The sequence below is a fragment of the Arthrobacter ipis genome, assembly GCF_014694315.1.
GTDB lineage: Bacteria > Actinomycetota > Actinomycetes > Actinomycetales > Micrococcaceae > Arthrobacter > Arthrobacter ipis.
This window is the reverse complement of record NZ_JAAOXD010000009.1, coordinates 211,192-223,621: the sequence shown is the minus strand read 5'-3', so window position 1 is coordinate 223,621 and position 12,430 is coordinate 211,192. Positions and strand designations below refer to the sequence as shown.

Annotated in this window: 12 protein-coding genes and 1 pseudogene; 5 read left to right on the top strand and 8 right to left on the bottom strand. The window is 65.8% G+C overall.

Features of this window, described 5'->3' with window-relative positions:
* Positions 1-101: pseudogene (locus tag G9E11_RS21300) on the bottom strand (MBL fold metallo-hydrolase); the annotation flags it as partial.
* Positions 98-1,198, bottom strand: a complete 1,101-nt coding sequence (locus G9E11_RS19745) for an S-(hydroxymethyl)mycothiol dehydrogenase (RefSeq protein WP_190608992.1) — start codon at positions 1,196-1,198, stop codon at positions 98-100. The pseudogene G9E11_RS21300 and the gene G9E11_RS19745, both read right to left, overlap by 4 nt.
* A gap of 356 nt (positions 1,199-1,554) precedes the next feature.
* On the opposite strand from G9E11_RS19745, the gene G9E11_RS19740 reads away from it, so the two are divergent.
* Positions 1,555-1,878 carry a DUF6457 domain-containing protein gene (locus G9E11_RS19740; RefSeq protein WP_190608990.1) on the top strand — a complete coding sequence of 108 codons (324 nt, stop codon included), beginning with the start codon at positions 1,555-1,557 and terminating at the stop codon, positions 1,876-1,878.
* A 176-nt stretch (positions 1,879-2,054) separates the two neighbouring features.
* Here G9E11_RS19740 and G9E11_RS19735 read toward each other — a convergent pair whose 3' ends face one another.
* A complete protein-coding gene (locus G9E11_RS19735) occupies positions 2,055-3,953 on the bottom strand; it encodes a BCCT family transporter (protein ID WP_190608988.1) in 1,899 nt (632 codons plus the stop codon).
* Between the two features lie 423 nt (positions 3,954-4,376).
* Between G9E11_RS19735 and G9E11_RS19730 the strand changes: the two genes are divergently transcribed.
* On the top strand, positions 4,377-5,354 hold the full coding sequence (locus G9E11_RS19730; RefSeq protein WP_190608986.1) for a threonine/serine dehydratase: 978 nt from the start codon (positions 4,377-4,379) through the stop codon (positions 5,352-5,354).
* On the opposite strand, the gene G9E11_RS19725 is transcribed toward G9E11_RS19730, so the two are convergent.
* The 3 genes from G9E11_RS19725 to G9E11_RS19715 all read right to left on the bottom strand — a co-directional run bounded on the left by G9E11_RS19725 (position 5,351) and on the right by G9E11_RS19715 (position 8,246).
* A complete protein-coding gene (locus G9E11_RS19725) occupies positions 5,351-6,166 on the bottom strand; it encodes an IclR family transcriptional regulator (protein ID WP_190608983.1) in 816 nt (271 codons plus the stop codon). The two genes, G9E11_RS19730 and G9E11_RS19725, sit on opposite strands and share 4 nt — an antisense overlap.
* A 78-nt stretch (positions 6,167-6,244) precedes the next feature.
* Positions 6,245-6,817 (bottom strand): GNAT family N-acetyltransferase, encoded by a 573-nt coding sequence (locus G9E11_RS19720; RefSeq protein ID WP_190608981.1) that lies wholly within the window; start codon positions 6,815-6,817, stop codon positions 6,245-6,247.
* A gap of 109 nt (positions 6,818-6,926) precedes the next feature.
* Positions 6,927-8,246, bottom strand: a complete 1,320-nt coding sequence (locus G9E11_RS19715) for a helix-turn-helix transcriptional regulator (RefSeq protein WP_311764442.1) — start codon at positions 8,244-8,246, stop codon at positions 6,927-6,929.
* 140 nt (positions 8,247-8,386) lie between these two features.
* Here G9E11_RS19715 and hxlB point away from each other — a divergent pair, with 140 nt between their 5' ends.
* Together hxlB and hxlA are read left to right on the top strand one after the other, a co-directional pair.
* The gene (gene hxlB / locus G9E11_RS19710; protein ID WP_190608979.1) at positions 8,387-9,004 is read left to right on the top strand and encodes a 6-phospho-3-hexuloisomerase; all 618 of its coding nucleotides are present in this window, start codon (positions 8,387-8,389) and stop codon (positions 9,002-9,004) included.
* Between the two features lie 76 nt (positions 9,005-9,080).
* The gene (gene hxlA / locus G9E11_RS19705) at positions 9,081-9,704 is read left to right on the top strand and encodes a 3-hexulose-6-phosphate synthase (protein ID WP_190608977.1); all 624 of its coding nucleotides are present in this window, start codon (positions 9,081-9,083) and stop codon (positions 9,702-9,704) included.
* 135 nt (positions 9,705-9,839) lie between these two features.
* Here hxlA and G9E11_RS19700 read toward each other — a convergent pair whose 3' ends face one another.
* Positions 9,840-10,844: an EAL domain-containing protein gene (locus tag G9E11_RS19700; protein ID WP_190608975.1), complete on the bottom strand. Its 1,005-nt coding sequence runs from the start codon at positions 10,842-10,844 to the stop codon at positions 9,840-9,842.
* 192 nt (positions 10,845-11,036) lie between these two features.
* Here G9E11_RS19700 and G9E11_RS19695 point away from each other — a divergent pair, with 192 nt between their 5' ends.
* On the top strand, positions 11,037-11,576 hold the full coding sequence (locus G9E11_RS19695; protein ID WP_190608973.1) for a hypothetical protein: 540 nt from the start codon (positions 11,037-11,039) through the stop codon (positions 11,574-11,576).
* An 87-nt stretch (positions 11,577-11,663) separates the two neighbouring features.
* Here the strand turns inward: G9E11_RS19695 and G9E11_RS19690 are convergent, their stop codons facing one another.
* Positions 11,664-12,335, bottom strand: a complete 672-nt coding sequence (locus G9E11_RS19690; protein ID WP_311764426.1) for a GntR family transcriptional regulator — start codon at positions 12,333-12,335, stop codon at positions 11,664-11,666.
* Positions 12,336-12,430 lie beyond the last annotated feature (95 nt).

Below are 12,430 nucleotides of genomic sequence, written 5' to 3'. Positions count from 1 at the left end.
GTGTCGTTGCCGACGATCCAGACGTTGTTGTCCACATCCCAGGTCCCGCCGTCGAGCGAGAACGTGCCGGAGGTGACGAGGTTTTCGATCGTGATGCTCATGCCGGTGCCCCCTGGATTTCCACAACTGAGCGGAGGACTTTGCCTTCGTGCATTTTGTCGAAGGCTTCCTCGACCTGGTCGATGGTGATCCGTTCGGAGACGAACGCGTCCAGGTCCAGGTTGCCGGCCTTGTAGTGGGCCACGAGCATGGGGAAGTCGCGGGAGGGCAGGCAGTCCCCGTACCAGGAGGACTTCAGCGACCCGCCCCGCCCGAAGACATCCAGCAGCGGCAGCTCGAGGACCATCTCCGGGGTCGGGACGCCGACCAGGACCACCCGGCCGGCCAGATCCCGGGCGTAGAAGGCCTGCTTGTAGGTTTCCGGGCGGCCGACGGCCTCGATCACCACATCCGCGCCGTTCCCGTTCGTCAGTGCCCGGATCGCCTCGACCGGGTCGGAGGTGCGGGAGTTCACCCCGTGGGTCGCGCCGAGGGTCTTGGCCATTTCGATCTTGTTCTCGTCGATGTCCACGGCGATGATGGTGGTGGCCCCGGCGAGCTTCGCGCCGGCGATCGCGGCGATACCCACCCCGCCGCAGCCGATCACGGCCACCGACTCCCCGCGCTTGACCTCACCGGTGTTGATCGCCGCGCCGATGCCGGCCATCACACCGCAGCCCAGCAGCCCCACCGCGGCCGGGTCCGCGTCCTCATCGACCCTGGTGCACTGCCCGGCAGCGACCAGGGTCTTCTCCGCGAACGCCCCGATCCCCAACGCCGGGGACAGTTCGGTGCCGTCCTCCAGCGTCATCTTCTGCGTCGCGTTCGCGGTGTTGAAGCAGTACTGCGGCTGGCCCTTCGCACACGCCCGGCACTGCCCGCACACCGCACGCCAGTTCAGGATCACCCGGTCACCCGGGGCGACCTCGGTGACACCCTCACCCACCGCGGAGACCACACCGGTGGCCTCATGACCCAGCAGATACGGGAACTCATCCCCGATCCCGCCCAGCTTGTAATGCAGGTCCGTGTGGCACACCCCGCACGTCAGGACATCCACCAAAGCCTCGCCCGGCCCCGGATCCGGCACCAGGATCGTCTCCACCGACACCGGAGCGTCCTTCGCCCTGACAACAACAGCCTTGACTTTATGAACCATGAGTTAATGTTCCTTTCGGGTGTACTGCGGCGGTCCCAATTGACCTGCCATTCTCGCGAAGGGCTTCAACGCTCTCCACGCGGGGAGCGTGTGGTGGCCGCCGGACGTCTGTGCGGCTCAGGGGCAGCGCCCCATCGGGCGGCTGATATGCCTTAGATATTTGTGAGCCAGATAACTGATATATAAGAGATCGTATGCGCCGGGCCTTGGCTCCGTCAACGTATTGCGGGAGCTGGGAATACCTGCGGCAGAGTGTTAGGCCATCGGTAAATATAAGCCCGGTGACTTAGGTGGCCATGCCTTGTAGGGTCAGGGCACCAGCTCGAAAGCGGAAGTGTTCTGTACAAGGAGAGATCATGGCTGTTGATGATGAGATGCAGGTCCTGGGCGAGTGGTGCGAGCAGCTGGCGAGGGCGTTGCAGATCCCGGATCTCGACGTCGACCAAGAGCTGCTGCTGGATCTGGCGAGGAAATCTGCCGATTCAGTAATTCACGCTGCAGCACCGGTGACAGCCTTCATGGTGGGCTACGTGGCCGGGCAGGAAGCCGGGAGGGGAAACGGTGGTTCTGAGGGGTCCAGGGCGGCGACCGTCCGGGCCGCAGACATCGCGTTCGGGCTGTGCGAGCAGCGAGCCGGCAGTCAGTCGGTCTCGGGGCCGGAACAGAAGAAGCAGCCGTGATAGTCGCAGTCATCAACGGGGCGTTCTTCGTCCGACTCCGTTTCAGCCTGTGTGATTGTGGACGTCGATGCCATGCGGGATGCCTTTCCTGGTGTGGGCAGCGAGTGCGCTTCTAGTAGAGGACAAGCGTTTGGGCGGCCGGCTCCCGGTCATTTCGGGAGCCGGCCGCCCTGTACTCAGTGGTGCTTGTCCCCGCCCGGATCAAGCTCACTCTTGGCGCACCGTTCATCGCATTCGTGCTTGGTCACCAGATCGAACTGGACGCCGCCGTGCTGTTCGACGCCACTGCGAATGGAGCGCTCGACGACGGAGGTCACCAGCCGCGCGCGCAGCGCCAGCGGGTCCCGGCGCAGGTCCCTCGTGAGGGCAAAGCACATCAGGAACATCACGACGACGAAGGGCAGGGCTGACACGATGGTGATCCGCTGCAGCCCGGCGAGCGCCTCGGCAGGCTTGTCGCCGCCGGCGAGGAGCATCACCGCGGCCACGGCTCCCGTGAGGGCACCCCAGAAGATGACGACTCCCCGGCGTGGTTCTTCAGCGCCGTCGGAGCTGAGCGATCCCATCACGATGGAGGCCGCGTCGGCGCCGGTGACGAAGAAGATGGCCACCAGGACCATCGCCAGGACGGCGACCGCGCCGGCAATGGCGTTGGGGAGGGGGAGGTGGTGGAGCAGGTCGAACAGGGCGCCGTCGAAGGAAATCGAGGGAGTCCCGTCGACGATCTTGGCCAGGCCATCGCCGGTGTCCGGGGTGGCGTCTGCGGTGGCCTGGATGTTGATGGCGGCCCCGCCAAAGATGCCGAACCAGATCACGCTGACGACACTGGGGACCAGCAGGACGCCGGTGACGAACTGGCGGATGGTGCGGCCACGGCTGATGCGGGCGATGAACAGGCCGACGAAGGGCGTCCAGCTCACCCACCAGGCCCAGTAGAAAATGGTCCAGCCGGACATCCACGTGCGCAGGGCGTCATCGCCGACGGCCTCGGTCCGTGAGGCCATCTCGGCCAGGTCCCGTGCATAGTCGCCGACGGCCGCCGGGATCAGGTTCAGGATGAAGAGCGTCGGCCCGGCCACGAACACGATAACGGCCAGGACTGCAGCCAGGACCATGTTGATGTTGGACAGCCACTGGATGCCGCGGCTGATGCCGGAGACCGCGGAGGCCACGAAGCAGGCTGTGAGTACGGCAACGATGACCACGAGCACGGGGGTGGCAAGCTGGCCGTTGATCCAGCCGTTGGACGCCATGCCGCTGCCGATCTGCAGAGCACCCAGCCCCAGCGACGCAGCGGTGCCGAAAAGAGTGGCGAAGATGGCCAGCATGTTGATGACCTTGCCGATGGGACCTTCCACCCTGCGGATGCCGAACAGGGAAGTGAAGACGGCGGAAATGAGCTGCTTGCGGCCGAGGCGGTAGCTTCCGTAGGCCATGGCAACGCCAACCACCGCGTACATGGCCCACGGGTGCAGGGTCCAGTGGAAGATCGAGGTTGCCATCGCCGTCTGGACGGCCGCGGGAGTCTGGCCGTCCACGGTGCCCGGCGGCGGGGAGATGTAGTGGTAAAGCGGCTCGGCCACGCCGTAGAACATAAGGCCGATGCCCATGCCTGCCGCGAACATCATCGAGACCCACGAGACCATGGAGTACTCGGGCTTCTCTGCGTCTTTCCCCAGCGGAATGTTGCCGAAGCGGCTGATCGCCAGCCACAGCACGTAGACCACGAACAGGGAGGAGAGGGCAACGAACAGCCAGCCCGTGTTTTTCATGACCCAGTCAAGGACCACTTGGGACGTGGAGGCCAGGTTCTCTCGGCCGGCAAAGCCCCAGATTACAAAGGCCACCGTGAGCAGTCCGGCGACGCCGAAGACTACCTTGTCGATGCCTCCCTTCCGGAACAGCTGGCTGCTGCGCCGCGCTTCTTCGTGTTCTGATTCGGTTTCCCGCAGGGCCTGAAGGATTTGCAGGTCTTCCTGGGGGGTTTCAGGTTCTCGTTCCAACGCCGGGTCCACCCCCGAGGCCCGGTCGTCTTCACTGCTTTCATCGATAGTGACGTCACTATTGATTGTCATGAGGGGTTTCCTTCACTGAATATGTGGGACGGCCCAGCCGTGGCCGTAGGCGGTTACGCCCGGCGCTCGGTTCGGCTCGTCCTCGGAGTCGATGGTCATGACGGTCGCCGTCGACGATCCTGACCTCGTGAATGCGGATGGGCAGCTCGCCTGAGCTTCTGCCCAGCTAGTTCCGCAGTAATCAACACACTTCGCCTTCAGCAACAGAGTGCGCCAGCTCACACGCGTTGTCAAGAACATTTCTCCTGCCACCTCACCTCTTGACAGTGGGCCTATGATGCGGATCCCGTTGCTCCCTGTGAGAAGCGTTGCGTATGAAGCATCTTCAGACACGTGCGGCCTGAAGGTTCCGTCAAGCCCCGCAAGCGGTGCCATGGGAAGATGGCCAACGACCCTTAGCCGGCCTGAGCAGGAGATCCAAGCATGAACGTCCTTACCTATGCGGACGTCGAGGCCGCGTCGGAGCGAATCGCCGGGCTGGTCCGGCACGTTGTCGTGGCCCGTGCCGATCCCGGCGAAGTTGAGGCCGCAGGCGCCGAGGGCCGGTGCCAGGTCTACTTTGCGCTCGAATTCATGCAGCACACCGGCACATTCAAGGCACGCGGCGCCCAAAACTTCATTGAGGCACACCGCGCCGCCGGTACTCTGCCGGAGGCGGGAGTCACCATCGCTTCTGGCGGGAATGCCGGACTGGCCTGTGCCTGGGCTGCCAGGGACCAAGGGATCCTTGCCACCGTCTTCCTTCCAGCCAACGCCCCGCGCGTGAAGATTGAACGGCTCAGGGGCTTTGGCGCCGACGTCAGGCTTGTCGGCGCAGAGTACGCCGAGGCGCTGGCCGCCTGCCAGGACTTCGCCGCCACTGCTGGAGCACTGCCGTCCCACGCCTATGACCATCCGCTGATCGCCGCGGGTGCGGGAACGCTCATGGAGGAGATCCGCCGCCAGATCCCCGACCTGGATACCGTCGTAGTTGCGGTAGGCGGCGGAGGGCTGTTTGCGGGCGTCGCCTCTGCCGCGCATCACCGTGGCATCCGGACCGTGGCCGTGGAACCCGAGAACTGCCGAGCCCTGAACGCAGCCTTGGAGGCTGGCCTGCCCGTGGACGTCGCCGTGGACTCCGTAGCCGCAGACTCTTTGGGTGCCCGGCGGGTGTCCCAGATGGCCCTGCGGGCTGCCCAGCACGACATGTCCCATTCAGTACTCGTGCCTGACTCCGAGATTGTCCGCGCCCGGCAGTCACTGTGGGACAACCACCGTCTCGCCGTGGAACACGGGGCGGGAACCGCGCTGGCCGGGCTCCTCAGCCCCGGGGGCTACCGCCCGGCGGACGGGGAGAAGGTTTGCGTGGTCCTCTGCGGCGCCAACACCGACCCGAGTGACCTGGCGCAGGGGTCGGCCTAACGCCGCGTATAGCCCATGTTGGCGCTGATCCGCAGGCCGGCCTGGCCGAGGCCCTCGATGAGGCCGGGTGTCTTTTCCGGGTCGAAGCGGAAGGCCGGGCCGGAGATGCTGACCGCCCCGATGGCCGTTCCCAAGTGGTTGTAAACCGGCACCGCCATGGAATTCAGCCCTATTTCGAACTCTTCGAGGGTAACCGCGTAGCCGTTGTGGACGACGTCGATCAGCTGCTTTTCGAGTTTGTCGCGCCTGGTGATGGTCCGGGGTGTGCGGGCCGGCAGCCCTGTCTCTTTCAGGATGCGCTCACGTTCATCTGCGGCCAGCGCCGCCAACAGGACCTTCCCGCTCGACGTCGCGTGCAAGGGGGTCAGGCTTCCTACCCAGTCGTAGGTGGCCAGGGTTGATGGCCCCATGGCCTGGTCCACGTTCACGGCGTAATTGGAGCGGAGAACGGCAAGGTTGACGGTTTCCTTGAATTCCTCGGCCAGGTTTTCGAGTACCGGGCGCGCCTCGCGGACCAGGCTAAGCCGGCCGGGAATGGAACTGGCTAGGCGAAGGATGCCAAAGCCCAGCTGATACTTGCCCCGTTCGCTGTTCTGGTGGACCATCTCCCTGACTACGAGCGAACCGAGCAGCCTGGAAACTGTGGACTTGTGGATGCCCATTTCCCCGGCGATTTCGCTCACGCCTGCATGGCCGTTGCGGGCCAGTATCTCCAGCACAGCGAGCGCCCTGTCGACGGACTGGACGCCGCCTTGCTGGCCGCCCTCGCCCTCGGCGTCGGCATCGGATTCAAGGACATTGTTCGAAGCCATGTCCCGATCCTATGCCGGGAAGTGTGACGGGGCCGACATCGCGTTGAGCCGGGTAACGGCGTCGCGCGTCATACCCAATCAGCCCAGCTCAAGGCGCATGAGCACCCGTGGGAATCCGTTGAGGACGGAGTCCGTATCCGCGGCCTTGGTGAAACCGGCCTCCTCGAAGAGTTTGCGGGTGCCCACGTAGGCCATGGTGAGGTCCACCTTCTTGCCCTCGTTGTCCACCGGATAACCCTCAATGGCGGGGGCGCCGTAGGAGCGCGCAAAGTCGACGGCGCCCTGCAGCAGCCGGTGGGAGATTCCCTTTCCCCGGTACCCCGGCCGGACCCGGATGCACCACACCGACCACACGTCCAGATCGTCCACGTGCGGGATCCGGCGGTTGCGGGCGAAGCCGGTATCGGCGCGCGGATGGACGCCGGCCCACCCAACTGCCTCGCCGGCGTCGTACGCCAGCACCCCAGGGGGCGGATCCTGCGTAAGCAGTTCCTGGACCAGCTCCCCGCGGGCGGTGCCCCGCAGCTTCACGTTCAGCTTCGACGGGATGCGGTAGCTCAGGCACCAGCACACGGTCGCATCGGGCCGCTTGGGTCCAACAACCGCTTTCACGTCCTCAAACTGCGTCGCGGGACGAACTTCGATCGCCATGCCGCCACCCTGCCACCGGCCGCGCGTACGGGCAAGGTTCCCACCCAACCAAGTAGCAGCTCAGGGCGTTCCCAGCGCTGGAAACCCCCTGAGCTGCGACCTGGTTTCCTTACCGCAGGCCGTTGCTGTGCGCCAGGGCAATCGCCTCGGTGCGCGACGTGGCGCCGAGCTTGCGGTAGATGTTGCGGAGGTGGAACTTCACGGTGTTCTCGCTGACGTGGAGCTTGGCCGCGATCGCCCGGTTGCGCTGCCCGGCCGCGAGCAGCTGCAGGACCTCGAGTTCGCGGTCGCCCAGGTTCCAGGCGGCGACGTCGGGCAGCTTGCGCCCGGGCGGGTCCAGCGGGAGGGCGACGGCGACGTCGGCGCCCCAGCCCTGCATCAGGTCAATCGTCATCCGGCCGTCCAGGACCTCCACCCGTTGCGCCAGGCGGGCGATGCTGGGGGCCTCGGCGGAAAGACTGCCCAGGCCGTCATCGCGGACATTGATGAGGAGGTTCTCGCCGTCACAGTCCCACTGGGTGCGGATGCGCCGCACGTCCGGCTGTTCGACCATGGCGAGCACGAGGCCCCGGACGATGGCCCGGGCAGCATGCGCAACTTCCCCGGGAAGTGCCCGGCCATTGACCGGCGGCTCGATGAACTGGACGTCGATGCCGCTGAAGTGCATGAGCGGGCGAAGATCCTCACGGAGGCGCTGGAACGCCGTGGCAACAGGTTCCTCGACGAGCTCGGTCGTGCGGTCGTTCAGCGTCCGCAGTTCCACCAGGGCCTTGGCGGCGACGTCCGTGGCGGACTTCCGTGCCACCTCGTCGGACAGGGAGGGGGAGCGCAGCGCGGCGAGCAGGGTCTCCAGTGTCGTCGAATGCCGGTCCACCAGCTCAGCCGTCACCCTGACCCGTTCGGCGGACGCCGCCCGGGATTCGATGAGGTACGACGGCGGTGCATCCGCCACCTTTTCGCGGATACGCTCGGCCGCGAGGGTCCACAGGTAGCGGACCAGCCATGGCACCGGAAGCTCCCCGCCGGAAATTCCCGCACCGGCTTCGCCCGCCACCGGCTGGGGATCGACCAGAACCAGAAGCGCCTTTGTGGGCGAGGGGAGGGCAAGGACAGGGCGCTCCCGCCCGCCGATGGGTGTCCGGCCATGCCACGTTTCGCTTCCCGAAAGGGCCGCCCGGATGGCGTCCAGTTCGGCGATGGACACCTGGCTGATGACGGCCTCGTCGCCGGACTTCTTCTGCGGCCGCCCCGTGCAGTCTTCGGTAAAGATCACCAGGGCACTGCTCCGCAGGTAGGGGAGCGTGGCCTGGTGCAGGCGCTGGGCAATCTGGGACAGCGGAGCCCCGGACAGCCGCGCGATCGCCTCTAACAGGGGCTTCAGGCCCTCGGCGGTCTCGGGCGTGGCGGGAGGGATGGTGGCTTCGGTGATGGCGGACACCCGTCCATTGTATTGGAATCTGTGGCGATGCCTATCCCTTTGGGTGGGTCAAACCGTCCGATCATGCCGTGGTGCCCACCCGTTTAGCGTCCGAAGATGGAAGGGCAACAACGTCCCGAAGGAGGTAACCCTTGAGTGTCATCACGGACACCGTACCCGCCGCGCCGGCAGGAACGTCCACCGCAGTTCCGGCAGCATCGGTCACCAGGAACCAGCTCCTGGTCCTGGATGAGATCCAGCGGACCGCCGCCCGGGTGGATCCGGAGCAGGTTGCCGCCCTGGCCTCGGAAATCAAGGACGCGGAACGGATCTTCGTCACCGGCGCGGGCCGCAGCGGGCTCGTTTTGAAGATGGCCGCCATGAGGCTCATGCACCTGGGGCTGACGGTGCACGTGGTGGGCGAAACCACCGCACCCGCCATCCGCGCGGGGGATGTCCTGCTCGCCGCCTCCGGTTCCGGCACGACGTCGAGCGTCGTGAAGGCAGCGCAGACCGCCGCCGCGCAGGGCGCGCGGGTGGCCGTCTACACCACCAACCCCGGTTCCCCGCTCGCAGAGGCGGCGTCCGCCGTCGTCGTTATCCCGGGCGTGCAGAAGACGGACCACGGGTCGGCGGCCTCGCGCCAGTACTCAGGAAGCCTGTTCGAACAGGTGCTGTTCACCACCACCGAGGCAGTGTTCCAAAGCCTCTGGGAAGAGGATGCCGCTGCTGCGGAAGACCTCTGGCTGCGCCATGCAAACCTCGAGTAGCCCTGCGGGCTCCGAACCCAGCTAGCCCCTCACGCCACCAATCCACCAAAAACCCCGCAAAGCAAGGAAGAAACACATGAAACTGCAAGTCGCAATCGACCTCCTCACCACCGAAGCCGCCCTCGAACTTGCCGGCAAGGTCGCCGAGCACGTGGACATCATCGAGCTCGGCACGCCCCTGGTGAAGAGCGAAGGGCTTTCCGCCATTACCGCCATCAAGAACGCCCACCCGGACAAGATCGTTTTCGCGGACCTCAAGACGATGGACGCCGGCGAACTCGAGGCCGACATCGCCTTCAAGGCCGGCGCCGACCTGATCACCGTGCTGGGTGCCGCCGACGACTCCACCATCGCCGGTGCCGTCAAGGCAGCCAAGGCGCACAGCAAGGGCGTCGTTGTGGACCTGATCGGCATCAAGGACAAGGTGACCCGAGCCAAGGAAGTCCGCGCCCTGGGCGCGAAGTTCGTCGAGATGCACGCCGGCCTGGACGAGCAGGCCCAGCCCGGCTACAACCTGAACGTGCTGCTCAGCGCCGGCGAGGAAGCCCGCGTCCCGTTCTCCGTCGCCGGCGGCGTGAACCTCTCCACGATCGAAGCTGTCCAGAGGGCGGGCGCCGATGTTGCCGTCGCTGGCGGTGCCATCTACAGCGCCGCTGACCCGGAGCTGGCCGCCAAGGAACTGCGCGCGGCGATCATCTAAGTCCGGTCCAGCTGCAGGGCGGGCGTGCCGGAACGAGCCGTGTTTAGGCGAGTTCCGGTGCGCCCAAAGTCCCAGGGCACAAATAGTGCCCTGGGACTTCTCGTTTAGGCCGAGAAAACCGAGTACGCACTGTTTTTATCCGCGGTCCTCTGCCGGATCAGTTTCGCCGGTCCAGGCTGCCCAGTCCCGGGGATCGACGGAGGGCCTGCCAAGCAGGTAGCCCTGGCCTCTGGTGATTCCCAACTCCACAACGGCGGCGAGTTCCTCTGCGCTTTCGATTCCTTCCGCGGACAGCGTCGCACCGGTCTGCTCGGCCAGCGCGAAAACGAAGGGTGGTGTGGCTGGCTGCTGTCCTGAAGCGACGGCACCGGCGAGGAAGTCGCGGTCGACTTTGATGATGTCGGGGAGCAGGTGGAGGATTTGCTTCGCCGAGGTGGCCGCCGGTCCGGAGCCGTCCACGGCAAGACGCACACCGTGTTGGCGCAGCGGGCTCAGAACCGTGGTGAGGGCCGTCAGGTCCCGGTCCGTTATGTCTCCCATGATTTCGATGACCATCCGCTCCGGGTCGACGGTCCCTCCCAGCATCAGTGCCTGAACGCGGGGGTCTGCGCAGGCGGTGGGGCTCAGGTTGACTGAGGCAAAAAGGTGGGCCGGAATTTCTCCTGCCGCGGAAAGGGCGAGGTGCAGGGCTGCGATTTCCAGGTCCGGCCCCAGTCCCATGGCCGCGGCTCCCCGGAACCAGACGTCTGCACTGGTCCCTTCGTGGCTGACGAACCGTGCCAGCGCCTCAACCCCGATCACTTCTCCGCCCGGCAGTTGCCTGATGGGCTGGAAGGCCGTCAGCAGCATCCTCTTTCCCGGTGCGGCCGGGGTGTTCCCGGAAGAATCCTCGGATGGATCTTCATGTGAGGAATCCGGGACGTTCCTGGTGCTGATCAGATGGTGCAGCAGCGCCTGTTCGGGGTCGTCCATATGGGCCGCCAGCAGATGGAGGAGTTGGTCCCTGGCCCAGGCCTTCTGCGGATCGGAGTCCGCCAGGACATCGCTGATGATCTCCAGCACCTGGCGCCGGAGTGTTTCTCCGTCCACGTTGCGGAACAGTTCCGGTGTATGTTCACCGTCCGGAGGCGACTCGTCCATGGCCTTCACATTACTCCTCGGTAGTTGATGCCGCGATCGAGGGGATGCCGGAGCCGCGGCCCTCAGGGTTCACAGCCTCCTGACAGTTTCCGAACAGCGGCGCCCTAAGCTGCTGCCGGATCTTTGATGAAGGGGCTAGGACAGATGCCCTTCCGTTCAAAGCCGTACCGCACGGCCGATCAAGGAGACACCATGTCACGAACCAAGAGAATTACCCTCGGCATCACCGCCGGCGCGCTGGCGTTGGGAGCCGGCCTGGGGGTTACGGGAATGGCCTCAGCCGCCACCACCCCGAGCCCCAGCGCAACGTCGAGCACCTCGACGGACAGCAGCGCATCGACTGACGGCTTCCGAGGCCACAGGGGTGGTGACCGCGGCCAGATCGCGGCCGACCTTGCCACCAAGCTGGGTGTTGACGAAGCGAAGGTGACCGAGGCGATCCAGGCGTTCCGCGAGGCCAACAAGCCGACGACGGCGCCGACCGAGGGGACCAAGCCTGATCGCACCGCCCAGGACGCGGCAATGGCCAAGTCCCTGGCGACGGCCCTCGGCGTCGACGAATCCAAGGTCACCGCGGCGCTGACGGAAATCCGCGCCGCCGGCCAAGCGGAGCGCGCGGCAGCCTTGAAGACCAGGCTGGACATGGCCGTCAAGGACGGCACCCTGACCCAGGCCGAAGCCGACGCAGTCACGAAGGCCGTCGAGAAGGGCGTGATCGGAGGCGGCCACTGACTCCTTTTGAACATCGGATAGGCGGGAATCCCCCGGGAAAGCCCCGGGGGATTCCTCGTTCCCCAAATGCTTCCGCATTTCCCGCCGCTACAGGACCTTGCGGATGGTCTCCTCGAAGCTCGTCACGTGGTGCAGCGCGAGCTCGCCTGCCTTGTCCGCGTCCCCCTCGGCCACGGCCTTGAGCAGGTCCACGTGCTCGCTGATGTGGCCGCTCACCGAGGGGACCTTGTCCAGGACCAGGCACCAGATGCGCGTGGCCAGGTTGTCATAACGGATCAGGGTGTCCTCGAGGTGCGGGTTGGCCGCGGCGCGGTAGATCAGGCGGTGCACCGTCAGGTCGTAGCGCATGAGCTCCCGCGACTGGGAGGGGGTGGGCGCCAGTTCCGAGATGGCCTTCGCAACGTCGAGGAGCTCCTCGCGCATGGCGGTGTTCGCCCGCTTGGCGGCCCGGCGGGCAGCGAGCGGTTCCAGCAGTTCCCGGATTTCGGAGACGTCGGCCAGTTCCGTGAAGTCCACGGTGGTGGCGAATGTTCCCCGGCGCGGGTAGGACACCACGAGGTGGTCCACCTCCAGCCGCTTGATGGCCTCGCGCACGGGCGTGCGCCCGAAACCCAGTTCAGCCGCCAGCTGGCCGTCATTGATCGGTTCGCCCGGCCGGATGTCCAGCATGATCAGCTTGTCGCGCAGCTGCCGGTAGGCAGCCTCGGCCTGGGACAGCGTTTCGTCCTCGGCGGGCGGCATGGCGGGAAGAGCATTCACAGCGGGACTCCGTTCATGGGCTCCAAGCGGAAGCGAACTGCCATTTTGCCTCCTGCTATTGACTCTGTTGTGAGCTCAATCATACCATTGACCTC

Coding starts and splice junctions, on each gene's coding strand:
- G9E11_RS19745 (WP_190608992.1), bottom strand. CDS start 1,198: ATGGTTCATAAAGTCAAGGCTGTTGTTGTCAGGGCGAAGGACGCTCCG.
- G9E11_RS19740 (WP_190608990.1), top strand. CDS start 1,555: ATGGCTGTTGATGATGAGATGCAGGTCCTGGGCGAGTGGTGCGAGCAG.
- G9E11_RS19735 (WP_190608988.1), bottom strand. CDS start 3,953: ATGACAATCAATAGTGACGTCACTATCGATGAAAGCAGTGAAGACGAC.
- G9E11_RS19730 (WP_190608986.1), top strand. CDS start 4,377: ATGAACGTCCTTACCTATGCGGACGTCGAGGCCGCGTCGGAGCGAATC.
- G9E11_RS19725 (WP_190608983.1), bottom strand. CDS start 6,166: ATGGCTTCGAACAATGTCCTTGAATCCGATGCCGACGCCGAGGGCGAG.
- G9E11_RS19720 (WP_190608981.1), bottom strand. CDS start 6,817: ATGGCGATCGAAGTTCGTCCCGCGACGCAGTTTGAGGACGTGAAAGCG.
- hxlA (WP_190608977.1), top strand. CDS start 9,081: ATGAAACTGCAAGTCGCAATCGACCTCCTCACCACCGAAGCCGCCCTC.
- G9E11_RS19700 (WP_190608975.1), bottom strand. CDS start 10,844: ATGGACGAGTCGCCTCCGGACGGTGAACATACACCGGAACTGTTCCGC.
- G9E11_RS19695 (WP_190608973.1), top strand. CDS start 11,037: ATGTCACGAACCAAGAGAATTACCCTCGGCATCACCGCCGGCGCGCTG.